This is a genomic window from Sphingopyxis sp. (assembly GCF_035998965.1).
Lineage (GTDB): Bacteria > Pseudomonadota > Alphaproteobacteria > Sphingomonadales > Sphingomonadaceae > Sphingopyxis.
On sequence record NZ_DASYHE010000042.1, the window covers coordinates 19,300 to 42,979 of the forward strand.

The 23,680-nt window shown below is 65.0% G+C and carries 19 protein-coding genes; 12 read left to right on the forward strand and 7 right to left on the reverse strand.

From position 1 onward, the window contains the following. Nucleotides 1–45 precede the first annotated feature (45 nt). Genes VGN68_RS07455 through VGN68_RS07485 form a run of 7 tightly spaced genes read left to right on the forward strand, consistent with a single transcriptional unit; the run spans nt 46 to nt 3,923 of the window. Nucleotides 46–546: a hypothetical protein gene (locus VGN68_RS07455; RefSeq protein WP_327475331.1), complete on the forward strand. Its 501-nt coding sequence runs from the start codon at nt 46–48 to the stop codon at nt 544–546. Next, nucleotides 503–748 carry a type II toxin-antitoxin system CcdA family antitoxin gene (locus tag VGN68_RS07460; protein WP_327475333.1) on the forward strand — a complete coding sequence of 82 codons (246 nt, stop codon included), beginning with the start codon at nt 503–505 and terminating at the stop codon, nt 746–748. The genes VGN68_RS07455 and VGN68_RS07460 overlap by 44 nt, the downstream gene beginning before the upstream one ends. Beyond that, nucleotides 748–1,044, forward strand: coding sequence for a CcdB family protein (locus VGN68_RS07465; RefSeq protein ID WP_327475335.1), 297 nt, complete (start codon nt 748–750; stop codon nt 1,042–1,044). Before VGN68_RS07460 ends, VGN68_RS07465 begins: the two co-directional genes overlap by 1 nt. A 2-nt stretch (nt 1,045–1,046) precedes the next feature. Next, nucleotides 1,047–2,309 carry a bifunctional phosphopantothenoylcysteine decarboxylase/phosphopantothenate--cysteine ligase CoaBC gene (gene coaBC / locus VGN68_RS07470; RefSeq protein WP_327475337.1) on the forward strand — a complete coding sequence of 421 codons (1,263 nt, stop codon included), beginning with the start codon at nt 1,047–1,049 and terminating at the stop codon, nt 2,307–2,309. After that, a complete protein-coding gene (dut, locus tag VGN68_RS07475; RefSeq protein ID WP_414713028.1) occupies nt 2,281–2,820 on the forward strand; it encodes a dUTP diphosphatase in 540 nt (179 codons plus the stop codon). Before coaBC ends, dut begins: the two co-directional genes overlap by 29 nt. Then, nucleotides 2,821–3,570 (forward strand): molybdopterin-synthase adenylyltransferase MoeB, encoded by a 750-nt coding sequence (locus tag VGN68_RS07480; protein WP_327475339.1) that lies wholly within the window; start codon nt 2,821–2,823, stop codon nt 3,568–3,570. Then, on the forward strand, nt 3,558–3,923 hold the full coding sequence (locus tag VGN68_RS07485) for a DsrE family protein (RefSeq protein WP_327475473.1): 366 nt from the start codon (nt 3,558–3,560) through the stop codon (nt 3,921–3,923). The genes VGN68_RS07480 and VGN68_RS07485 overlap by 13 nt, the downstream gene beginning before the upstream one ends. Before the next feature lie 149 nt (nt 3,924–4,072). Here the strand turns inward: VGN68_RS07485 and VGN68_RS07490 are convergent, their stop codons facing one another. The 7 genes from VGN68_RS07490 to VGN68_RS07520 all read right to left on the reverse strand — a co-directional run bounded on the left by VGN68_RS07490 (nt 4,073) and on the right by VGN68_RS07520 (nt 12,783). Continuing rightward, a complete protein-coding gene (locus tag VGN68_RS07490; RefSeq protein WP_327475341.1) occupies nt 4,073–4,792 on the reverse strand; it encodes a class I SAM-dependent methyltransferase in 720 nt (239 codons plus the stop codon). After that, complete coding sequence (gene prfB / locus VGN68_RS07495; protein WP_327475343.1) at nt 4,792–5,919, reverse strand: peptide chain release factor 2; 1,128 nt, start codon at nt 5,917–5,919, stop codon at nt 4,792–4,794. The genes VGN68_RS07490 and prfB overlap by 1 nt, the downstream gene beginning before the upstream one ends. Before the next feature lie 61 nt (nt 5,920–5,980). Next, nucleotides 5,981–8,497 carry a penicillin-binding protein 1A gene (locus VGN68_RS07500; protein ID WP_327475345.1) on the reverse strand — a complete coding sequence of 839 codons (2,517 nt, stop codon included), beginning with the start codon at nt 8,495–8,497 and terminating at the stop codon, nt 5,981–5,983. Between the two features lie 191 nt (nt 8,498–8,688). Further along, on the reverse strand, nt 8,689–9,336 hold the full coding sequence (locus tag VGN68_RS07505) for a TetR/AcrR family transcriptional regulator (RefSeq protein ID WP_327475347.1): 648 nt from the start codon (nt 9,334–9,336) through the stop codon (nt 8,689–8,691). Beyond that, nucleotides 9,333–10,481 (reverse strand): DSD1 family PLP-dependent enzyme, encoded by a 1,149-nt coding sequence (locus VGN68_RS07510; RefSeq protein ID WP_327475349.1) that lies wholly within the window; start codon nt 10,479–10,481, stop codon nt 9,333–9,335. The genes VGN68_RS07505 and VGN68_RS07510 overlap by 4 nt, the downstream gene beginning before the upstream one ends. Further along, on the reverse strand, nt 10,478–11,731 hold the full coding sequence (locus VGN68_RS07515; RefSeq protein ID WP_327475351.1) for a D-arabinono-1,4-lactone oxidase: 1,254 nt from the start codon (nt 11,729–11,731) through the stop codon (nt 10,478–10,480). Before VGN68_RS07515 ends, VGN68_RS07510 begins: the two co-directional genes overlap by 4 nt. 101 nt (nt 11,732–11,832) lie before the next feature. Continuing rightward, on the reverse strand, nt 11,833–12,783 hold the full coding sequence (locus tag VGN68_RS07520) for an N-acetylmuramoyl-L-alanine amidase (RefSeq protein WP_327475475.1): 951 nt from the start codon (nt 12,781–12,783) through the stop codon (nt 11,833–11,835). Nucleotides 12,784–13,387: 604 nt separating this feature from the next. Here VGN68_RS07520 and VGN68_RS07525 point away from each other — a divergent pair. From VGN68_RS07525 to VGN68_RS07545, 5 genes are all read left to right on the forward strand, one after another. After that, the gene (locus VGN68_RS07525) at nt 13,388–16,087 is read left to right on the forward strand and encodes a ribonuclease E/G (RefSeq protein WP_327475353.1); all 2,700 of its coding nucleotides are present in this window, start codon (nt 13,388–13,390) and stop codon (nt 16,085–16,087) included. Nucleotides 16,088–16,248: 161 nt separating this feature from the next. After that, nucleotides 16,249–17,652 (forward strand): M48 family metalloprotease, encoded by a 1,404-nt coding sequence (locus VGN68_RS07530; protein WP_327475355.1) that lies wholly within the window; start codon nt 16,249–16,251, stop codon nt 17,650–17,652. Between the two features lie 53 nt (nt 17,653–17,705). After that, nucleotides 17,706–19,328, forward strand: coding sequence for a DsbA family protein (locus VGN68_RS07535; RefSeq protein ID WP_327475357.1), 1,623 nt, complete (start codon nt 17,706–17,708; stop codon nt 19,326–19,328). A 10-nt stretch (nt 19,329–19,338) separates the two neighbouring features. Beyond that, nucleotides 19,339–21,153 carry a tetratricopeptide repeat-containing sulfotransferase family protein gene (locus tag VGN68_RS07540; protein ID WP_327475359.1) on the forward strand — a complete coding sequence of 605 codons (1,815 nt, stop codon included), beginning with the start codon at nt 19,339–19,341 and terminating at the stop codon, nt 21,151–21,153. A 142-nt stretch (nt 21,154–21,295) separates the two neighbouring features. Then, entirely contained in the window at nt 21,296–23,680 is a 2,385-nt protein-coding gene (locus VGN68_RS07545) for a TonB-dependent receptor (protein ID WP_327475361.1), read from the forward strand.

Here is a 23,680-nt window from a genome sequence, read left to right on the forward strand (position 1 = left end):
TTCGGCTTTCTGACGGCCATTGCGACTGGATTGTTTGGCATATTGTTGCTGATCGCGGTGATGGTCGCCGCCGATCCCTCGGAGTTGATCGCCGATCCAGGCGGGGCCATTGCCACATTTGTCATGTTGCTGTTCGCCGGGTCGATCTTGGCCATTTTTCTGGCGGTCGTGATCGGCTGGATTCCGATAGCGATCATCGGCTGGCTTTGCGCGCGCGGTGCAGTGCGCTGGCCGCTGATGCGCCGCCGCACGCTGTGGGCAGGCATTGGCGTCGTGGCGGGCGCTTTGAGCTTGGCGCTGGCAAGCGGGGCATTGGAGGATTTCGTGACCGAGCCCGACCGCTATCATGGCGAACATTTGCGAGGCATACTGGCATTTGGCGGCGCATGCGGCGTTTTTGCATCCTTGATCTTTTGGCGGCTCACGCGCCGCACGCTACCCATGGGTGGGCCGATTGACCTTTCAAACCGATGTGCATATTTTATGCGCAAGGAGGATGGCGATGAACCGTCAGACGCGATTCGAAGGTCCGAAAAAGCCGACTAATGTGTCGTTGAGCGCCGAGTTAGTTGACGAAGCGAAGAAGCTGGAGATCAACGTCAGCGAAGCATGCCAGGCGGGCTTGCTGGCCGAGGTCAAAAAAGCCCGCGAGGCGGCGTGGAAAGCGGAAAATCGCGCCGCTATGGAAGCGTCCAACGAGTATGTTCGCAAACACGGTCTTCCGCTGGCGAAATATCGGCAATTTTAATGGCACAGTTCGATGTATGTCGTACCGCTGACGGCGATCTGGTGGTCGATTGCCAATCCGACTTACTCACTCATCTCAACACCCGGCTGGTCGTCCCGCTGCTAACCGCAGATCAGTTCGAGGTCGTCGCGAAGCGGCTCAATCCGCTGTTCATGATCGACGACGTCGAGCATGTGATGTACACGCAATTCGCCTCGGCCATTCCTGCCCATCAGCTCAGCGAGACCGTCATGTCCTTGGACGGCAGCAGCTTCGAGATCATGAATGCACTCGACGTGCTGTTGACCGGAGTCTGACGATGACCAACCCCCGCATCCTGCTCATCATCGGCGGTGGTATCGCGGCCTATAAATCGATCGAGCTTGCCCGCCTGCTCCGCAAATCGGGCTATGTCGTGCGCTGCGTCATCACTCGCGCAGGCGAGCAGTTTGTGACGCCGCTGACGCTAGCGGCATTGAGCGAGAACAAGGTTTATACCAATCTTTTCGACCTGAAGGACGAGGTTGAAATGGGGCATATCCAGCTGAGCCGCGAGGCCGATCTGGTCGTTGTTGCGCCCGCAACCGCCGATTTGTTGGCCAAGATGGCGGCGGGAATCGCCGACGATCTGGCCACCACCCTGCTCCTTGCCACCGACAAGCCGGTGCTTGCCGCACCCGCGATGAATGTCCGCATGTGGCTTCACCCCGCGACGCAGCGTAACGTGGCGACCTTGCGCGGTGACGGCGTCACCGTGATGGCGCCCGACGAGGGCGAGATGGCGTGCGGCGAATTTGGACCGGGACGCTTGCCTGAGCCGGCGGCGATCAAGGACGCGATCGATGCCGCGCTGGCCGCTGCGCCCGCGGTCACTGCGATGGTCGGGCAACCCGATTTCGCGCCCGCCAATCACCGCCCGCTTTATGGCCGCCGCATCCTGATCACCGCCGGACCGACACACGAGCCAATCGACCCGGTGCGCTACATCGCCAACCGGTCGAGCGGCAAACAGGGTTTTGCGATCGCGGAGGCCGCTGCTGCGGCGGGGGCCGAGGTGCTGCTGATCGCCGGGCCGGTGCCGCTGCCCACCCCGCCCGGCGTGATCCGCGTCGATGTCGAAACCGCGGTCGAGATGGCCGCCGAGGTTGAACAAGGCTTGCCGGTCGATGCAGCGATCATGGTCGCTGCGGTCGCCGACTGGCGCGCCGCCGACCCCGCGGGCCAGAAGATCAAGAAGGACGGCAGCGGCGCGGTGCCACCGCTCGCGCTGGCCGAAAATCCCGACATCCTTGCAGGGGTCGCCAAGAGCGCCGAGCGCCCCACCCTGCTGATCGGCTTTGCCGCCGAGACCAACGACGTCATCGCCCATGCGCAGGCGAAGCTGGCGCGCAAGGGGTGCGACTGGATCGTCGCCAACGACGTCGCCGCTGACCCGATGGGGGGCGAGACCAACCGGGTGCATATCGTTAGCAAAACCGGGATAGACAGCTGGGACCGACTGCCGAAAGCCGCCGTCGCCCGCAAATTGATGGAAAAGATCGCCGATGAGCTCGATGCGCGTAGCCCCCGCCAGTCCGATTGAAATCCGCATCCAGCGGCTGCCCAATGGCGGCGGCCTGCCCCTGCCCGCTTATGCCAGCGATGGCGCGGCGGGGATGGATGTGGTCGCGGCGGAATCGCTGACGATCCGTCCCGGTACGCGCCATGCGGTGGCGACCGGGTTCGCAATGGCGATCCCGCCCGGCTATGAGGTGCAGGTGCGCCCGCGCTCGGGCCTCGCGCTCAAACATGGCATTACCTGTCTCAACACGCCGGGGACGATCGATAGCGATTATCGCGGCGAGGTGAAGGTGATCCTGGCCAATCTGGGCGAGGATAATTTCGAGGTGAAGCGCGGCGACCGCATCGCGCAGCTCGTCCCGGCGCCGGTCCAGCGCGCGAGCTTTGCCGAGGTGACGACGCTGGACGAAACGACACGCGGCGCAGGCGGTTTCGGGTCGACCGGGGTCGAGAGCGAACCCGTTGATGAAACCGCCGATGCCGAAGGACTGGCGTCGCTGTCGGGGATCAAGACCCGGCGATCGAGCGAGTAATTGCTAACCGACGCCGAACTCGACCGCTATGCGCGCCAGATCATCCTGCCAGCGTTCGGCGGCGCGGGGCAGGCGAAGCTGAAGGCCGCGCATGTTGCGATCGTCGGCGCGGGCGGAATCGGGTGTCCGGCGATTACTTATCTGGCGGCGGCGGGGGTCGGCAGGCTGACGATCGTCGATGATGATGTCGTCGAATTGTCGAACCTGCAACGCCAGCCGCTGTTCACCGATAGCGACATCGGGTCGCTGAAGGCCGCGGTCGCAGCGGATGCGGTGCGGCGGATCAATCCCCATGTCGTAGCGGTCGCGGTCGCCGAACGGCTGGACGCCACCAACGCCGCGGCGCTGCTGTCAGGCGCGACGCTGATCCTCGATGGCTGCGACAATTTCGCCACCCGGCTGGCGGTCAACCACGCCGCCGTCGCCTTGCAAATCCCGCTGCTCAGCGCCGCAATCGGGGCGTTCGAGGGACAGGTCGCGCTGTACGAGGGTTGGCGCCCCGGCAGCCCCTGTTACGCGTGCCTCGTCGGCGACGATCCGAACCAGGAGGGGCTTAACTGCGCCGAGACCGGGGTGATGGGCGCTCTGGCCGGGATGATCGGGACGATGGCGGCGCTGGAGGCGGTGCGCGCGCTGACTGGCTGGGGGTCGGCTTTGACCGGGCGGCTGGCGATCATCGACATGCTCGACCGACGCTGGCGCGAGGTCGCGGTCGCCGAGGATCCAGAGTGTCCGATATGCCGGGGCTGAGCATCATCATTGGGTCGGCCGATGGCGAGCGTTTCTATGCCGCGCTCGAGACGGCGGCCGCGGCCGCGGCGCTCGGGAGATCGGCGCGGATATTCCTGCAAGGACCAGCGGCGGCGCTGCTGCGCACGCCCGTCGCCTTTGCGGGCGATGCGGCGCGGCGCGCGTCGGGGCAGCCTGATCTGGTGTCGCTGATCGCCGAGGCCATGGCGATGGACGTGCGGCTGATCGTCTGCCAGTCGGGTATGGCGCTGATCGGCATGACCGCGAGCGAACTGGTGCCGCAGGTGCGGTCGGGCGGGCTGGTAAGCTTTATGGCCGATATCGGCGAGGCGGATCGGTTGGTGGTGTATTGAAAATCAATCCTCCCTGTGGCGAGGCCATGGGGAGGGGGACCGCTCGCGAAGCGAGTGGTAGAGGCGCCGCGACGGCAGCGTTATGGCCCCTCCGTCAGCGCTTCGCGCTGCCACCTCCCCATCGCTGCGCGACAGGGAGGATCAAGCGGTCACGGATTATCGCAAACCGTAATCGCGTCGGGTTCCGGCCGCTTCCCGCTCGGCACGAACCGCGCCAGATACCCCCCGGCATGTTGTTTGTCGTCGTAGGACACCAGCTTGTACCCGACCGCCTGAAACTCGCAGACGAGCAGGCGGAACGGCGTGCCATGGTCGGCGATCGGGCGGTCGCCGTCGACGACAATCACCTGCCCGCCCGTGCGCAGTGCGGGGCGCAGCCGCCACAGAAAGGCGTAAGGCTCGCCGATCTCGTGATACATATGGACCATGAATACGCGGTCAAAACTCGCCGCGGGGAGGCGCGGATCGTCGACCGCGCCGAGTTTCAGCGAGACATTGTCGAGCCGTTCGCGCGCGACGCGGTCGGCGAGGCGCTCGATCACCTCGGGAATGATGTCCTGCGCCAGCACCCGCCCGGTCGCGCCGACGCGCTGCGCCAGGCGCACCGTATAATAGCCGTCGCCCGCGCCAATGTCGGCGACGGTCATGCCCGGACGAACGTCGGCCGAATCCATGACGTCTTCGGCCTCGTTGACGCGGTCGCGCGCTTCCTCGGTCGACCATTTGGTCGAGACCGTCGGCGCCACGGGGCGGTCGGCGGGCGGAAAGTCGCGCGCGGTTACGGCGCGGTCGCCGCTGTCATCCCATGGCGCATCGCAGCTGCCGAGCAGCGGCATCAACGCGAGCAGGATGGCGGCGGATCGCTTCATCAATCGATATCCTCAACCTCGACCTTTTCGCCCGTCACCTTCTGCGACAGCGCCGCTGCCATGAACGGGTCGAGCGCGCCATCGAGCACGTCGCCGGGCGCGGTCGAGGTGACCCCGGTGCGCAGATCCTTGACCAACTGATACGGCTGGAGGACGTAGGAGCGGATCTGGTGGCCCCAGCCGATTTCGGTCTTCGCCTGATATTCGCCTGACGCCGCGGCTTCGCGCTTTTGCAGCTCGGCCTCGTACATCCGCGCCTTCAGCATCCCCATCGCGGTCGCGCGGTTCTTGTGCTGCGAGCGGTCGTTCTGGCTGGCCACCACGATACCGGTTGGGATGTGGGTGATGCGCACCGCCGAATCGGTGGTGTTGACGTGCTGGCCGCCCGCGCCCGAGGCGCGATAGGTGTCGATCTTGAGGTCGCCTTCGTTGATTTCGATATCGATATTGTCGTCGATCACCGGATAGACCCACACCGACGAGAAGCTGGTGTGGCGGCGCGCCGAGCTGTCGTAGGGCGAAATGCGGACGAGACGGTGGACGCCGCTTTCGGTCTTGGCATAGCCATAGGCATTCTCGCCCTTGACCAGCATCGTCGCCGATTTGATTCCCGCCGTTTCGCCGGCCTGATATTCGACCAGCTCGACCTTGAAGCCGCGCTTTTCGGCCCAGCGGCTGTACATGCGCTGGAGCATTTCGGCCCAGTCCTGGCTTTCGGTACCGCCCGCGCCCGCATGAACCTCGATATAGGCGTCGTTGGCGTCGGCTTCGCCCGCGAGCAACGCCCGGATCTTGTCCTCTTCGGCGCGCGCGGCGAGGGTTGCCAGCGAGGCCACTGCCTCGTCGACCATCGCCTCGTCGCCTTCCATTTCGGCGAGCTCGATCAGTTCGGCGGTGTCGGCGCATTCACTTTCGATCGCGCGCGTCGCGCTAATCGCCGCATCGAGCCGCTGCCGCTCACGCATCACTTCCTGCGCGGCCTTGGGGCTGTCCCACAGGGTCGGATCCTCGACCTTGGCATTGAGCTCGTCAAGCCGCCGCACCGCGCGGTCCCAGTCGAGAAAACGCCGCAGCAGCGCCAGCGCGGCGCCAATCTTGTCGATATGATCCTGCGCTTCGGCGCGCATGTCCTTGCTCCTGAAACTAGTGAAAACCGGCCATAGAGGCTCAGCCGTCAGAGACAAGCGGTCAGATGATCCCGCCGCGGTCGTCGAGGAAGTCGTTGTCGCTGCGCCCCGCCGGACCTTGCCGCACCGGCGCATCCTGTCGCCGGGGGGTTTTCACCGGCTGGATCTCTTCTTCGCGGATCGTCCGGCGCGGCTCGCTTTCGGGCTTGAACGCTTCCCAGATGATCGACGCCTTGGGATCGGTTCCCGGCCAGCTGCCATAGACGCGGCGGCCCGACCGGCGGTCGATGCGCACCATCCGCACGCCCTTTGGCGCCGCAAAGGGAATCGGCTGGCGGTCGGCGAGCGCGGCGAGCGCAAAATCCTTGAAGATCGGCGCCGCATAGCTGCCACCCTGCGCATAGCCGCCCATGCTGCGCGGCTGGTCAAAGCCGATATACATACCGGCCACCACATCGGGGGTGCCACCGACGAACCACACATCGTTCGGTCCCGTGGTCGTGCCGGTCTTGCCGAACAGCGGTACATTCAGGTCGCGCAGCCGCACTGCGGTACCGCGCTGGACAACGCCTTCGAGCATATGGACGACCTGATAGGCGGTCATCGGGTCCATCAACTGCTTGCCCGATTTGGCAAAGCGCGGCATCGGGCGGCCGTCCCAATCCTTTTTATTGCAGCCTTCGCAGGGTTTCCAATTGGCGGGAAAAATCACCTTGCCGCGGCGGTCTTGCGCATAGTCGATAACGCGCGGTTTCAGCTCGCGGCCATGGTTGGCGAGCATCGCATAGGCGTTGGTGATCTTTTCCACCGTTGTCGATCCGGCGCCGAGCGCGGTCGAGAGATAGGGTTCGTGCTTACCAATGCCCATCGCCGCGATTGTTTCGACGACCGGTTCCATGCCGACCTGGCTCGCGGCGCGCACCGTCATCAAATTGCGCGACTGTTCGAGGCCCCAGCGCATCGTATGTTCGCCGCTGCCCCCCGAGTTGCCGAAGTTGCGGAAGCATTTGTTGCCGAGGCGCGCGCCCTGATAAACGCAGAACGAGCCGTCGACGATCATCGTCGCGGGGGTCATGCCATTGTCGAGCGCCGCGGCGTAAACGAACGGCTTGATCGTCGAGCCCGGCTGGCGCTGCGCCTGGGTCGCGCGGTTGAAGGGCGAGAGGCGGACGTCGAAGCCGCCCTGCATCGCATAGATGCGCCCCGAGTGCGGGCTTTCGACGACCATGCCGCCCGACACTTCGGGGATGTTGCGCAGGGCATAGCTGCTGCCGCCGGTCGATTTGACGACGATCAGGTCGCCGGGGCGCATCGCCGAAAAGGCGGTGCCGCCGGTCTTGCGATAGCCGAGCGTCGCAGCGCTGGCGGGCAGCGTCCCGGTATCGCCATTGGCAAAACCGATCTGTGCCGCCCCCGCCGATTTCGACAGCACTGCGGCGACGCGCCAATTGTCATAATCGATGCCAATAAAGCTCGATGCGAGGCGGCTCTGCCACTGATCGTCGGCCTCGATCCGGGCAATCGGTCCCGACCAGCCTTTGCCAGCGTCGTAACGCTGAAGCCCCTTGCGCAGCGCCATCGTCGCCGCAGTCTGCATCTTGCCATCATAGGGGGTGCGCACCCACAGCCCGCCAGCATAGACACTCAGTGGCCCGTCGTCGGCGGTTTCGCCGAACTGGGCGATCAGCTGGCGCCGCACCTCTTCCATATAATAGCCGCCGACCTGCGCGATCGCGGTGTTGCCGCTGTTGGTGAGGCCGAGCGGCATGGCGCGCGCTGCGTCGCGCTGCGCGGCGGTGATCCAGCCATTGCTTTCCATCGACCCGAGCACGAAATTGCGCCGCGCCAGCGCCTCTGCCGCGTTGCGCGTCCGGCCATATTTTTCGGGAGCCTTGGGCAGGATGGCAAGGAACGCCATTTCGTAGAGCTGGAGCTGATCGACATCCTTGTCGAAATAGGCACGGCTCGCCGCCTGCACCCCGAACGCGCGGCGACCGAGCGGGATTTCGTTGAGATAGAGTTCGAGGATCTGTTCCTTGGTCAGCGCATCCTCGATCCGCATCGCCAGGATCGCCTCGCGCACCTTGCGGCGATAGCTGAGCTCGTTGGTCAGCAGCAGGTTCTTGGCGACCTGCTGGGTGATCGTCGAGGCGCCGACCGGACGGCCGCTGCTCGACAGATTGGTGATGATTGCCGAGGCGATGCCCGGATAATCGATGCCGCCATGACTGAAGAACGTCTTGTCTTCGGCCGCCAGGAACGAGCGGACGAGCAGCTGCGGATATTCGCTGTAATCCAACTGCACGCGGCGTTCGCGGGCGTAGCTGTGGACGGGTTTGCCCTCGCCATCGCGGACCATCGTCGGCAGCGGCGGTTCATAGTCGCGCAGCTGATCGACCGACGGCAGGTCGCGGGCAAAAACCGCCCAGATCAGAATCAGCCCCAGCACACCCGCCAGCGCCAGATAACCGAGCCAGCGGAACCAGCGCCGCGTCCACATCCCGCGCAGCCAGGCGATGACGGCATTGCTGTCGCGGCGCAGGCGCAGGCGGAAATCGGGCGGACTGTCGGCGACCATGATGCCTGCCTCTAAAGCGTGGATCGCCGAAAGGGAAGCATGGTTGCGGCGGGGTGGGCGAAGTGGTTGCACGCGAGCGCAGGTAACCCCTCCCGCAAGCGGGAGGGGCAGCGAAACTTGCGAACTTGTTCGCTAGGTGCAGCGGGGTGGGCAATAGCACGGTCCGGGGCTCGCTTCGCTCGCGCCCTCCCCTAACCCCTCCCGTAAGCGGGAGGGGAACTGATGAAGTCAAGCAACGCGAAACGCAGCATCACAGCAACATCCGCCAGCGCCGCGTCCGCCGATACGCGGTCTTCCTCGTACAGCATTTCGTCGGCGGCGAAGCCGATCTCGACCGCGAGCCGGAGCCGCGTCCACAGCATATCGCGGTCGATTGCCGCCACATAGGGCGCACAAGCCTCGGTCAGCCGGTCGGTCACATAGCGGTGCGATTCGAGCCGCACATGGACAAGCCGCGGCGAGGCGTGGAGCGCGCGCAAGATCCACACCGCGCCCGGTTCGGCACGCGTCACCGCGGCGTTGTCGCCCAGCAAGTCGCCGATATGATCGGCCATTGCCGCGATCCCACCGGGCGCGTGCTGGGCGAGCCAAGCCTCCAGCACCGCGTTCTGGCGGTCCATCAGCCGCCGCCCCAGCGCCTCCAGCACCGCATATTTGTCGCCGAAATAGCGGTAGAGCGCGGGCGGGGTCAGGCCCGCGCGCGCGGCGATCATATTGGTCGAAATCCGTTCGAGCCCGACCTCTCCGAGCAACGCCCCTGCGACGTCGAGCAGGCGCGATCGGGTCTGGCGCGCGCGGTCCTGCTGCGGCGGACGCTTCACCGCCCCGGGCGCGTTCACCGCGCCCGGCCGCGCGCGCTGACGGGCCAGATATCGACCAGCGTTTCGCCCGCGACGACATGATAGCTGTCGTAGAGATTCACTGTCGGGTCGCAGTGCGGCACCGTCAGGCTGACCGGGTCGCCGGGCGCGAGCTGCACCCCGATTCCGGGGGCGATCAGTGCCGCATGTTCGTCGCCCATGAAGGCGAAGAAGGCCGCGTCGGGCGCCCCGCGCTGCACCACCGCGACACCGCCGTCGGTCGACAGCGATTTATACCCGGCGTCGATGGTGACCAGCCCGCTGTGGTTGGCGCTGACCACGCGCGCATCGACCGACAGCGAGACCTCGAACGGCGGTTCGCTTTCCTCGCCGGTCAGATCGCAGTCGAGATATTGCTTGTCCATGAAGACGTAACTTCCCGCCTGCAATTCGGTGAAGACGCGAAGGTCGAGGTCCATGCGATGGGTGCCGGTGCCCGATCCGGTGATGATTTCGGGCGCGAACCCCGCGTCGGCCAGCGCCGCGATGACGCTTTGCAAATAGCCGGTGCGCTCGACAATCGCCGCGCGGCGGTCGGCATAGCTTTCGATATGCTGCTGCGACCCGCAGTAGAATTGCACACCGCGATATTCGAGGTTGGGAGCGGCGGCGATGACCTCGGCCAGTGCCACCGCCGCGTCCGCCGACGCAACCCCGGTGCGCGCGATGCCGGGATCGATGTCGATGATGACGTCGAGACTTGCATCCGCCGCCGCGAGTGCGATCTGAAGCTTCTCGGCGACACCCGGATGATCGACCACCGCCATCAATCCTTCAGCAGTGGCCGCGAGCGCAGCGAGCCGCTCGATCGCGCGCGGCGCCGCTACGGGGGAGGTGATCAGGATGCCCGTCACGCCGCCCTCACTCAGCGCCTCGGCCTCGCCGATCTTGGCGCAACATACGCCGACCGCACCTGCCGCGATCTGACGCTTGGCGATATCGACGCTTTTGTGCGTTTTGGCATGTGGACGCAGCGCGACGCCGTGGTGGGCGGCGAGCGCCGCCATATGTTGTATATTACGGTCGAGCGCTTCGACATCGAGCACGAGCACCGGGGTATTGAGGTCGGCGCGCGAGCCCTGCTGGTCAATCAGATGCGCATGAAGGTCGCGGTCGGTGGTCATGCGAACAGGCTTTCGAGATGCGGGTTGAGGAATTTGCCGCCGGGGTCGGCGGCGCGGCGGACGGCGTTGTAGCGCCCCGCCATCGGATAGAGCGCCGCGACATCGGCGCGCGTGAGTGTGTGGCGCTTGGCCCAGTGCGGCCGCCCGCCGTGGCTGCGAAAGATCGTCTCGGCCTCGGCGAACAGGTTCCGCCACGGCATCTTGGCATATTGATGCATCGAGATTGCGGCCACGGGCCCGGCGTTCATCGGGCTCATCCAGATGTCGTCGGCGGCGACGGTGCGAAATTCGAACGGGAAGGTAACGGGCAGCCGTTTACGCCGGATCCACCCGACAACCTCGGCGAGGGTATCGAGTCCGACGGCGCGCGGCATTTCATATTCCATTTCCTCGAAGCGCAGATTGCGGTCGGAGGGAAAGATGCGGTGCGCCGGACCGCGGCGCCGCCCCGAAATGCCGCCTTTCATCATCAGCCGCTGGAGCGACGGGGTGAGGAAGGGCAGCCGCGCCGAAATGTTGAGGATGCGGCGAAAACCGGCCTCCTCCATATCGGTCGTGGTCGGCGGCGGATCGCATGGATCGCACAGGTCGAGCGTTTTCAGGATCACGTCGTCGCTGTGCGGAAAGAACCAGAATTCGACATGGCGGTGCTGCCGCGCCAGCTCATTATAGCTCTCGCGCACCTCCGCCCAGCGGCGCTTTTCGATCCGTTCCGAGAGGTGAAAGGCGGGGACGACCGCAACCTCGATCTCGGTCGCGACCCCGAACAGGCCGAGCGACAGCCGCTGCGCCTGATACAAATCGGCGTTGGTTGTCGCATCGCACCAATGCGCCTCGCCGTCGGCGCCGATCAGCCGGAAGCCGCGCGCAAAGGTCGCGAGCGAACCCAGTTCCACCCCGGTGCCGTGGGTACCCGTCGCCATCGCCCCGGCGAGCGACTGCGGATTGACATCGCCCTGATTGGCGAGCGCCAATCCTTCGTCCCATAGCGCCGCGGTCAGCCGCCGGATGCTCCACCCGGCGGGGATGCGCGCGGTCTGGCGGTCGGCGGCGATGCGCATCACACCCGCCAGATCGTCGAGGCTGACGATCAGCTCGTCCGATGCGCAGAGCGGCATGAAACTGTGCCCGGCGCCAGCGACGCGCAGCTTGTGCGCGCTACGGACCAGCGCAGCGAGTTCGTCCTCGCTATGCGGGCGGGCGATTTGCGCGGGCGCGGTGACGCTGCCCGACCAGTTGCTCCAGCTCATGCCTCTCTCCCGCCGCCAGCGACGGCAAGCTGGCTAGGTGAAGAAAGTTAGTCAAGACTATATTTCAAAAGCCCCTCCCCTTCAGGGCAGGGCGATTGTGGTTACCGCGCCGCGATCTGCCGCGCGAAATGGATCTGGACCGCATTGCGCACGCCGCGCGCAACCTTCTTCTGCCCCGCCGCCGACGCCAGAAACTCGGCGTCGTCCTTGTTCGAGATGAAGCCGGTTTCGAACAGCACCGATGGCGTATCGGGCGCCTTCAGCACCACGAACGAGGCAAAGCGATGCGCGTGAGTGCGGAATTTGACCGCTTCGCCTGCCTCGCGCTGAAGCAGCCGGGCAAAATCGGAGGCGACGTTCATCGTCTCGCGCTGGGTCAGGTCGAGTAGGATCGACGACACATCGCCGCTGTGAGCGCCGAGATCGACGCCATTGATCACATTCGCCTTGTTTTCGCGCGCCGCAAGCCGCGCCGCTTCGCGGTCGGAGGCGACTTCGGACAAGGTGTAGATCGACGCGCCGCTGGCGGTCTGGTTTTCCGCCGCATCGGCGTGGATCGAAATGAACAAATCGGCCTTCAGCCGCCGCGCGATGCCGAAACGCTCCTCAAGCACCAGATAGCGGTCGTCGCCGCGGGTCAGCGCGACGCGGACACGGCCCGAGGCGAGCAGGTCGTCGCGGATGGCACGGGCGAGCGCGAGGGTGATGTCCTTTTCGCGTTTGCCGCTGTGCGGGCTGATTGCCCCCGGATCGTGGCCGCCATGCCCGGCGTCGAGCACGACCAGCGGCAGGCGGCTGTTGTTCGGCCCTTCGATCCGCGGCAACGCGACGCTCGGCTTCGGCTTGCCGATCGGGACGCTGACGCTGTAGCGTTTTCCCGGAGGCTTAGCGCGAAAGCCCGCGGGCGGGGCCAATTCGGTGCGCGAACCGCCCGCGATACGGTCGACCATCTGCCCCGACGGCACGGGGGTCGCAGATAGGCCAATCAAGGCGAGCAGCAGGCTCATGGCACGATTATGCGGCGCGCGGCGCACACTGGTCCAGCGCTTAATTCTAAAATTTCAGGATCAAGGCCGCAAACCATCGTGAACGCACCGTTAGCCATGAAGCGTGAAATGCCCGTTAAGCCGCGAATCTGCCAGATGAACAGAACCGCGACCCTTGCGGAAGCGCGGCAGCGTCCCATCTTTCTATCGTGGCGCTGTTGCCGTCAGCCCGCGCCGATGCTAGCACAGCATCACTGACGGTGTCGTTCCCGGTGCCGTCCGGCCTTTTGAGGGGAAGGCCTGCTCCGCAAAAATTGCGGAACATGGCCGCCTTGGCGCCGGATATGCGGGGATCGGCAACCTGCCGTCAGTCCACCCGGTTGACCGGACAGTCGGGGCGATCGCTAGACGCCCGCCCTGCCCGCCCGCTCACCCCATGTAACAGGTTGATGCCGCATGAGGCTTGCCATGCCCTCTTTTCATCCCGACGCGGGCGCTTTTGCCGCCGCCGTCGCCGGATGCAAAGACCGCATGCGCGTCCAGCATCGGACGCAGGCTCCCCGCGGCAATAACGTCTTTTTTCGTATCATCCGTATCCACCGCGATCTTTCGTCAAGGAAGGTCGCGGGATTTTTTGATGGCGCGCTACGGCGCGCTTGGAGTGTAACTAATGACCACGCGCATGTTGATCGACGCGCGGCACCGGGAAGAAACCCGGGTCGCCGTCACCCAGGGAAACCGCATCGAGGAGTTTGATTTCGAGTCCGCCGAGCACAAGCAGCTCAAGGGCAATATCTATCTGGCCAAAGTAACCCGCGTCGAACCGTCGCTGCAGGCAGCGTTCATCGAATATGGCGGCAATCGCCACGGGTTCTTGGCGTTCAGCGAAATCCACCCCGATTATTACCAGATTCCGAAGGAAGATCGCGAAGCGTTGCTGCGCGAAGAGGCCGAACATGCCGCCGCCGCCGCGCAGCGCGCCGAGGAAGACCTCGACGCGTTGGAAGGCGACGTTGCCGACGTCGAATATCATGACGAGGATGACAATGGCGACAGCCGCCACGACCGCGACGATGACGATCGTGACGAGCGCAACGATGGCGACGACGATGACCGCGACGATAACGGCGACGCCGAGAATGGCGACGGCGAAGAGGGCGGCGAAGGATCCGAAGAAGGCCGTGACGGCCGGGGCGATCGCGGCGACCGCAAGGGTCGGGGCCGCGGGCGCGGCAACGGCCGCAAGGGTGGTGGCCGCGGACGCAGCAGCCGCCGCGACGAGGATGACAGCGAAAACCGCATGTCGCTCCGCCGCCGTTACAAGATCCAGGACGTCATTCGCCGCCGCCAGGTGATGCTGGTTCAGGTGGTCAAGGAAGAGCGCGGCAACAAGGGCGCGGCGCTGACCACCTATTTATCGCTGGCCGGTCGTTATTGCGTGTTGATGCCCAACACGATGCACGGCGGCGGGATCAGCCGCAAAATTTCGAACGGCGCCGATCGCCGCAAGCTGAAGGCGATGATCGACGAACTCGCGCTGCCGCCGACGATGGGCTGCATCGTCCGCACCGCCGGGATGAGCCGCACCAAGGTCGAGATCAAGCGCGACTTCGACTATCTCGCCCGCCTGTGGGACGAGATTCGCGAAAAGACGCTGCAATCGAGCGCTCCGGCGCTGGTCCACTCGGACAGCGACCTGGTCAAGCGCGCGATCCGCGATATCTATCACAAGGATATCGAGGAAGTGCTCGTCGAAGGCGACGAGGGCTATAAGGCCGCCAAGCAGTTCATGAAGTTGCTGATGCCCAGCCATGCGCGGCGGGTGAAGCAATATGCCGATCCGGTGTCGCTCTATCAGCGTTACGGCGTCGAGGATCAGTTGGCCGGGATGCTCAATCCCGTCGTCCAGCTGAAATCGGGCGGTTATCTGGTGATCAACCCGACCGAAGCCTTGGTGTCGATCGACATCAACTCGGGCCGCTCGACCCGCGAGCATAATATCGAGCAGACCGCGGTCAGCACCAATCTGGAAGCCGCGGCCGAAATCGCCCGCCAGCTGCGTCTGCGCGACATGGCCGGGCTGATCGTGATCGACTTCATCGACATGGATCATGGCTCGAACGTCCGCAAGGTCGAGCGGGCGATGAAGGACGCGCTGAAGAACGACCGCGCGCGCATCCAGGTCGGTCGCATCTCGGGCTTTGGCTTGATGGAAATGAGCCGCCAGCGCCTGCGCACCGGCGTGCTCGAAGCATCGACGCGCCCGTGCCCGCATTGCGAAGGCACCGGGCTGGTCCGCACCGCCTCGTCGGCGGGGCTCAGCGCGCTGCGCCTGATCGAAGAAGAAGCGGCACGCGGCAAGGGCAGCCGGATCACGCTTCGCGCCAGCCAGGAAGCGACTTTCTATCTGCTCAACGAAAAGCGCCGCGAGCTGCGCGACATCGAGGAGCTGTACGGCGTCATCGTCGAAATCCTGCCCGACGGCGAGACCGAAGGTGCGCGGATGGCGGTCGAAGTCACCGGCCCGCCGCCGACGCAGCGCCGCAGCTTTGCCCCGATCGCGCCGATCGAGGACGAGGATGACGACGATTATCCCGAAGACGAGGATGCGGAAGCGGCCGAAGAAGAAGCCGAAGCTCGCCCCGCACGCCAGCGTGAACGCGCATCCGAGGGCGGCGAGAGCGACACCGACGGCGAGGGCCGCAAGCGCCGCCGCCGTCGTCGCCGCGGTCGTCGCGGCCGCCGCGACGAGGAAGGTAATGAAATCCTCGAGAACGGCGAAGAACGCGATGGCGAAGCCGAGCGCGACGACGCCGCCGACGGTGCCGAGGAGGGTGAGGCCGCACCGGCAGAAACCGCCAGCGATGGCGAGGCAGAAGCCGGGACCGAAGCCGTCGATCCCGACGCCAAACCGCGCCGCCGACGGGGTGGCCGTGGTCGCAAGCCCAAGGTCGACGCGGCAGAGGCAACCGACGACACCGCCGCAGAAGCTGTCGAAGCCCCGCTAGCCGCGGACGTCGCCGAACCGGTCGCCGACGACGCACCGGCTGCCGAGGAAAAGCCGAAACGCAAGCGCGCACCGCGCAAGACCAAGGCGGCAGTCGAAGCCGAAGCCGCCGACGCTGCGGTCGAAGCGGCACCGGAAGCGGTGGAGGCCGAACCCGTTGCCGAGGCCGAACCGGAAGCCGAACCCGCCAAACCCGCGCCGAAGAAGCGGGCGAGCCGCGCCAAAAAGGCGGTTGCAGCGGACGCGGCGCCCGAAGCGGCGACGACGGGCGAAGCTGAAACCGAAGCCGCCAATGGCGACGAGAGCGGCGTCGGTCCCGACGGCGAACCGCGTCGCGGCTGGTGGCAGCGCACTTTCGGCTGATCCGAGCGAAATACGTCTCATCATGGCTTCCTCCGGCAAACGCCGGGGGAAGCCATGATCGTTTTCCGCCAAAGTCTCGCCTTGCCTCCACGCGCGCTGACCCCCACAAAGCTGGCATGGCTTCAGTCGATGTTCAGATGCGCCGCGCGAGGGAAGGCAGGATGATGCCGCCCTCCCCCAAATCGATCTTTCGGACAGGCGCATGGCGCCCGCTGCTCCGGATCGCACTGACCCTGCTCGCGATGCTCGCCGTGACGATACGCCCGGCGATGGCGCAATCGATCCTGCGCGATGCCGAGACCGAAGCGCTGTTTCAGGACATGATGGACCCGCTGCTCGTCGCAGCCGGGCTGCAACCGGGGCAGGTGCGCGTCCATCTGCTTGGCGACCCCAGCATCAACGCGTTCGTGGCGGGCAGTCAGGACGTCTATGTCTTTGCCGGGCTGATCGAGGCCGCCGACACTGCCGAAGAGGTGCAGGGTGTGCTCGCGCACGAACTGGGCCATGTCATCGGCGGTCACGCGATTCGCGTCAATGACGGCGCCAAGACGGCCACCGGCATATCGCTGCTCAGCCTTTTGCTGGGTGCCGCGGCGATCGCGGCGGGCGCGGGCGAAGCCGGCATGGGTGTCATGATGGCGGGGCAGCAGGCCGCGCTGGGCAAATATCTGGCGTTCAGTCGCGTTCAGGAATCGACTGCCGACGCGGCGGGCGCCCAATATCTTTCCAAGGCCGGGATCAGCGGCCGCGGCAGCCTGGCCTTTTTCAAAAAATTGCAGAATCTGGAATTTCGTTACGCGGTGAAGCAGGACGATGATCAGGCCTATGGCCGCACCCATCCGATGTCGGGCGATCGCATCCAGGCGCTGCGCGAGGTCTATGTGATCGATCCGGCGTGGGACAAGCCCGCCGATCCGGTGATCGAGGCACGTTTTCAGCGAATCAAAGCAAAATTGTCCGGTTTCATGACCGATCCCGACCGGACGCTGCGCAAATTCCCCGAAACCAACACAAGCATTCCGGCGCGTTACGCGCGCGCCTACGCCTGGCATCGCAGCGCCTATCCGCAAAAAGCGCTGGACGAAGTCAAGGCGCTGCTCGCCACCAATCCACGCGACCCTTATTTTCTGGAACTTGAAGGCCAGGTGCTGCTCGAATCGGGGCGCCCCAAGGAAGCGATCCCGGCGCTGCGCAAAGCGGTGACGATATCGCGGTCGCAGCCGCTGATTAGCGCGACGCTGGGCCACGCGCTAATCGCGACCGAAGACCCGGCCAATTTCACCGAGGCCGAGGATGTGCTGAAAACGGCGGTGGCACTCGACAATCAGAACCCCTTTGCCTGGTATCAACTCGGTATCGTCTATGCGAACAAAGGCGATCAGGCGCGCGCCGCGCTCGCTTCGGCGGAACGCTATAGCCTGCAGGGTGGACAGCCTGCGCTGACGCTGCGTAATGCCGAAATCGCGATGCAGGGCCTGGCGCAGGACTCCCCCGATTGGATCCGTGCACAGGATATTGCACTGGTCGCACGCGCCGAGGTGGAACAGACGCGCAAACGACGCTAGTTTCGAACAAAGACAGGGGCCGCATCGTCGATCATGATGCGCAAGGGCAACAAGTGACCGACAAAAACGACGATTATTATCAGCCATGGCTGCGCGACGCGGAGCCGACCCCGAAGGCTGTGCCGCGGCCGCAGCTGCCGACATCGCCGTCGCCGGACGAAGGATTGGCCAAGCCGCGCGACATACCGCCGGTTGGCATCGACCTGTCGCGCTATACCGCCAACGACAAGGCGGCGCGCAAGCCGGTGGTCACATCGGACCAGATGAAGGCAGGCGCCGCCGGAGTGTGGCGGGCGCTGCGCGATGGCGCCGACGCCTTTGCCGACTGGACGATCCGCATCGGCGACCGCGCCGACATTCCGGCGCGCGTCGAGGCGATGGAAATTCCGCGCCGAACCGGCGAACTCGCCGCCAAAACTGGCGCGCTGACGGCGCAAGCGGCGCGCGCGATCGGGCGCGGATCGGCGCAGGCAGGCCGCGTCACAGCAAAGGCCAGCAGCGCAGCGTGGGACCGGCTGGCGCTCGGCGACAAGGCGCGGAAGCTGTCGAGCGAAGCGGGGCGCGGGCTTGGCGAAGTCGCCGACCGGACCAAGGCGGGTGTCGGCCAGATCGCCAAAGCGGGCAGCGAAAGCATCCGTGGGAGCATTGGCGACGCCGCAACAAAGCTCCGCCCCGGCCCACGTGAGGAATTGGTGCCGCCGCCGTCAGGGCTCGAACAATTGCTGGCCCGCGAGGAAGCCGCGGCGCGCGCCAAAAACCCGTCAGCCCCCGACCTGCCGCTGTTTGCGAGCGATGCGGGCAGGACGATGGCGTCGGCCCCGGTGGGCGCCGGCGCCGATGGTGACGACCGCTCACCGCTGGCCGCGCCGCCACCGAAAAAGCCGATTGGCGCAACCAAAGCGATGGCGGCGCCGCGCTTGCCGCACATCAAGGGGACGGGAATGGACGGCGGATCGACGCGTATCTGGGCCATCGCGCTTGGCGGGCTGTTGTTGCTCGCTGTGGTGTTCTGGCTCGGTGGCCGCATGGGCGGCGGGCTGAGCAAGAGCGAGGTCGAAACCATCGTCGCCGACTATATCAAGGCCAATCCGCAGATCATTCCCGAGGCGCTGGAGGCGCAGCGCAACGGCGAAATCGCCAAGGCGATCGGCGCGATCCGCCCGGCGCTGGAAAAACCCTATGCCGGGGCGTGGGCGGGCAATGCCGACGGCGACGTCACGTTGGTGGTGTTCACCGATTATGCCTGCGGTTTCTGCCGCGCCAGCGTGCCAGACGTCGACCGGCTGATCCGCGAAGACAAACGGTTAAAGGTCGTGTTCCGCGAGCTGCCGATCATCGCCCCGCAGAGCCGTGACGCGGCGCTGATGGCGCTTGCCGCGGCGCGGCAGGGCAAATATGATGCGTTCCATCATGCGATGTTCGCCGTCGGATCGCTCGACGCAGCGGGCATAGCCACCGCCGCCCAGCGCGCCGGCGTCGTCACCGACGGCACCGCCGATGCGACTGCGAACGAGGCGCTGTTCCAGCGCGAGCTCGACAGCAACCTGGCGATCGCGACCCAGTTGCAGCTCAACGCCACTCCGACCTGGATCGTCGGCGACCAGCTGTTCCAGGGGCAGATTGGTTATGACGCGTTGAAGCAGGCGGTCGCCAAAGCACGCGCGGCGAAAAGCTGATCGGGGTAGCGTGGCAACCGTCACCCATGATGCGGCACTCGCCAACGCCCGCCGCCTGCTCTCAGCCGAGCCCGCCGCCGCGCTGGCGCAGGCACAGGCGATCATCGAAGCGGTGCCGACGTCCGCCGCCGCGCACCGGCTGGCCGCGCACGCTCTGCGCGCGCTGAACCGCGAAGCGGAAGCGCAGGCCGCCGCACTCGCCGCGGTTGGCGCAACGATCTACGACGCGGCGATGGTCGATGCCGCGCTGGCGCTGGCCGAAAACCGCCTGCCAGACGCCGAAGCCGCCCTGCGCCAGCGGCTGCGCGAGGACGCGACCGATGTCGCGGCGATACGGATGCTGGCCGAGGTCGCGGGGCGGATCGGACGTTACGCAGACGCTGAGAAATTGTTGAACCGCGCGCTCGAACTCGCCCCGGGTTTCGGGGCGGCGCGCGCCAATCTCGCCACCGTCTATTACAAACAGAACCGCTATGCCGAGGCCGCCGAAACGCTCGACGCAGTGCTGGGCGATGACCCCGACAATCCGGCGCACGCCAATCTGAAAGCCGCGGCGCTGGGCCGTATTGGCGGTTATGACGAAGCGCTTGCCCTCTACGAGCAACTCACGACGCGCTTCCCCGATCATGCCAAGCTGTGGATGAGCTATGGCCATCTGCTCAAGACCGTTGGGCAACAGGATGACAGCGTCGCCGCCTATCGCCACGCGCTCGGTGTCGATCCAGGCCTCGGCGAACTCTGGTGGAGCCTCGCCAACCTCAAGACGATCCGGTTCGGCACCGACGACCGAGCGGCGATGGAGGCAGCGCTGGTCGCCATCGATACGGGCGACGCCGGACGCGACGACGACCGGCTGCACCTGCATTTCGCGCTCGGCAAAGCCTATGACGACGCCGGCGACGCTGAACCCGCCTTTCGCCATTTTGCCGCTGGCAATGCGATTCGCGCTGGGCAGCTCGGCTATGACGCCGGCGACACGCGTGCGATCGTCGATGCCGCGATCGCGACCTGCACCGCCGACTTTTTCGCGGCCCGCGCCGATATGGGCGATCCCGCGCCCGATCCGATCTTCATCCTTGGCATGCCGCGCGCCGGGTCGACTTTGATCGAGCAGATATTGGCGAGCCATTCGGCGATCGAGGGGACGATGGAGCTGCCCGACATCCCCGCGCTGGCGCTGGGCCTGGGGCGCGAAACGCAAGGTGAGGGACGGCATTGGGTCGCGGCGCTGGCCGACGCCCCAGCTGAGCGCCTTGCCGAAATGGGCGCGGCGTTCCTGCGCCGCACCGCCGTCCAGCGCAAGACCGCCAAACCCTTCTATATCGACAAGCTGCCGAACAACTGGCGCTATGTGCCGCTGATCCGGCTGATCCTGCCCAATGCAAAGATCATCGACGCGCGGCGGCACCCGCTCGACTGTTGCTGGTCCAACTTCCGCCAGCATTATGCCAAGGGACAGGCCTTCAGTTATGACTTGGCCGACATGGGCGCTTATTACCGTGACTATGTGCGGTTGATGGCGCATATCGACGCCGTCCAGCCGGGCCGCGTCCACCGCGTGATCCACGAAGCGCTGCTGGATAATCCGGAAGCCGAGGTGCGCGCGATGCTGGGCTATCTCGGACTGCCGTTCGAGGACGCCTGCATGGCGTTCCACACCAATGCGCGCGCAGTGCGGACGGCGTCGAGCGAGCAGGTCCGCCGCCCGATCAACCGCGACGGGGTCGATCAATGGCGGCCTTACGACGCGTGGCTCGATCCGCTCAAGGCTGCGCTCGGGCCCGTTCTCGCAGCCTACCCGGCACCGCCGCCACGCTTCGACTGAGCGCCCAGAGCAAATTCGTTGCCTTTTGGCAACAGCGGGCGACATTTTCGACCAACGATGTACTGGGTCGGCGAACAAGGCTTGCGCTTGTGCTGCACTGCGTCATGTTTACGTCATACAATTGTCAATTGAGGGGGGTCTCATGATGAAGATTTCGGCCGGTCTGATGCGGAGCAGCGCACTACTGCTTGGCGGGACCATTTTATGCACGTCGGGCGCTGCGCTGGCGCAGGAGGCCGCGATTAACGACGATCGCGACATTGTCGTGACCGCGTCGAAGCGCGAACAGAATCTGCAGGACGTCCCGCTGGCGATCACCGCAATCGGGACCGAGCGGCTCGACCAGTTGCAGGTCAAGGAATTTCAGGACGTCATCAAATTCCTGCCGTCGGTGACGATCCAGACCGCCGGACCCGGCTTTGCGCAGATTTATTTTCGCGGCGTCGCGTCGGGTGAGAACGCCAACCATTCGGCATCGCTGCCCACCGTCGGCACCTATCTCGATGAAATGCCGATCACGACCATTCAGGGCGCGCTCGACATCCATGCCTATGACCTGGCGCGCGTCGAGGCACTCGCCGGGCCGCAAGGCACACTCTATGGCGCCAGCTCGATGGCGGGAACGATCCGCCTGATTACCAACCAGCCCGATACCAGCGGCACCTATGGCTCGATGGGCCTGGAGCTCAACACCGTGTCCAAGGGCGGCGTCGGCGGGGTTGCCGAAGGCTTTGTCAACGCCGCGCTCAGTGAAAAGGCGGCGCTGCGTCTGGTCGGCTGGTACCGCCACGACGCAGGCTATATCGACAATATTACCGGAAGCCGGACCTATCCGACCAGCGGCATCACCCAGAACAACGCTGACTTGGTCAAGAAGGACTATAACGACGTCGATACCTATGGTGCGCGCCTCGCGCTCGGCATCGAACTCGACGACGACTGGACGATCCGCCCGAACCTGATGGGGCAGATCCAGAAGGCCGACGGCAGCTTCGCGCAGGAGCGTTCGACCGCGGTGAACGGCAAGCTGCAGACGGTGCAATATAATCCCGAACGCGGCGACGATAAATGGATCCAGGCCGCGATGACGATCGAGGGCAAGATCGGCAGCTGGGATCTGACCGTCACCGGCGGGCATATGCGCCGGAAGACCGAGACCGAAAGCGACTATTCGGATTACGCCTATTTCTATGATGCGCTCTATGGCTATGGCGCCTATTTCACCGATAATAATGGCGACCCGGTCAATCCGAACCAATATATCCAAGGGATCGATCGCTATAAGCGCAGCTTCGCCGAAATCCGTGTTGCCTCGCCAGCCGATGCGCGTATCCGCTTTATCGGTGGGCTGTTCTGGCAGCGCCAGTCGCACAATATCGAACAGAATTACATCATCGACGGCATCGGCGACGCGATCACCGTCACCGGCACCGACAGCAATATCTGGCTGACCAAACAGCTGCGCATCGACCGCGACTATGCTGCATTTGGTGAAGTCAGTTTCGACATCACCGACAAGCTGACGCTGACCGGCGGCGGCCGCGTCTATAAATTCGACAACAGCTTGGTCGGCTTCTTCGGCTATTCGGCCGGTTTCAGCAGTCGCACCGGCGAGGCGGCGTGTTTCGCTCCGACGATCATTGCGGGGTCACCCTGTACCAATCTCGACAAGAGCACGAGCGATACCGACTTCATCCACAAACTGAACCTCACCTATAAGGTGACCGACGATGTGTTGCTGTACGGCACCTGGTCGCGCGGTTTCCGCCCGGGCGGGATCAACCGCCGCGGCACGCTTGATCCCTATGGTCCAGACACGCTCGACAATTATGAGTTCGGCTGGAAGACGTCGTTCGGCCCGGTGCGCTTTAACGGTGCCGTGTATCAGCAGGACTGGAACAACATTCAGCTGTCGTTCCTGGGCGCCAATGGTCTCACTGAAATCCGCAACGCCGGTATCGCCCGCATCCGCGGGATCGAGGCCGATCTGAACTATCGCGCCGGCGGCTTCACGCTCAGCTTGGGCGGCAGTTACAACGATGCGACGATCCGCCGCGATTTCTGCCGGATCGCCAATGACAGTTTCGACTGTACGATTAACCCACCGGGCCAGACAAACGCACTCCTTGCGCCCGCAGGATCACGTTTGCCAGTCACGGCGAAATTCAAGGGCAATGCTATCGCCCGTTATGAGTTTCCGATCGGCGGCATGGACGGTCATTTCCAGTTTGCCGTCAACCATATCGGCAAGCGGCGATCCGATGTGCGACCGTTCGAAAATGACATCGTCGGCAATTTCAAGGCCTATACCACCGCTGACATCAGCTTTGGCGTCAAGGGCGAAGGTTGGGACGCCGAGCTGTTCGCCACGAACCTGTTCAACAGCAACGGCGTCATCAACAGCGCGGTCCAGTGCGGTGAATCGATCTGCGGCGATCCCGACGGGGTCAGCAGCACCGGCGGAGTCTTTTACGACAATGTCATTCGCCCGCGCCTGATCGGGATCAAGGTCAGCAAGGATTTCTGA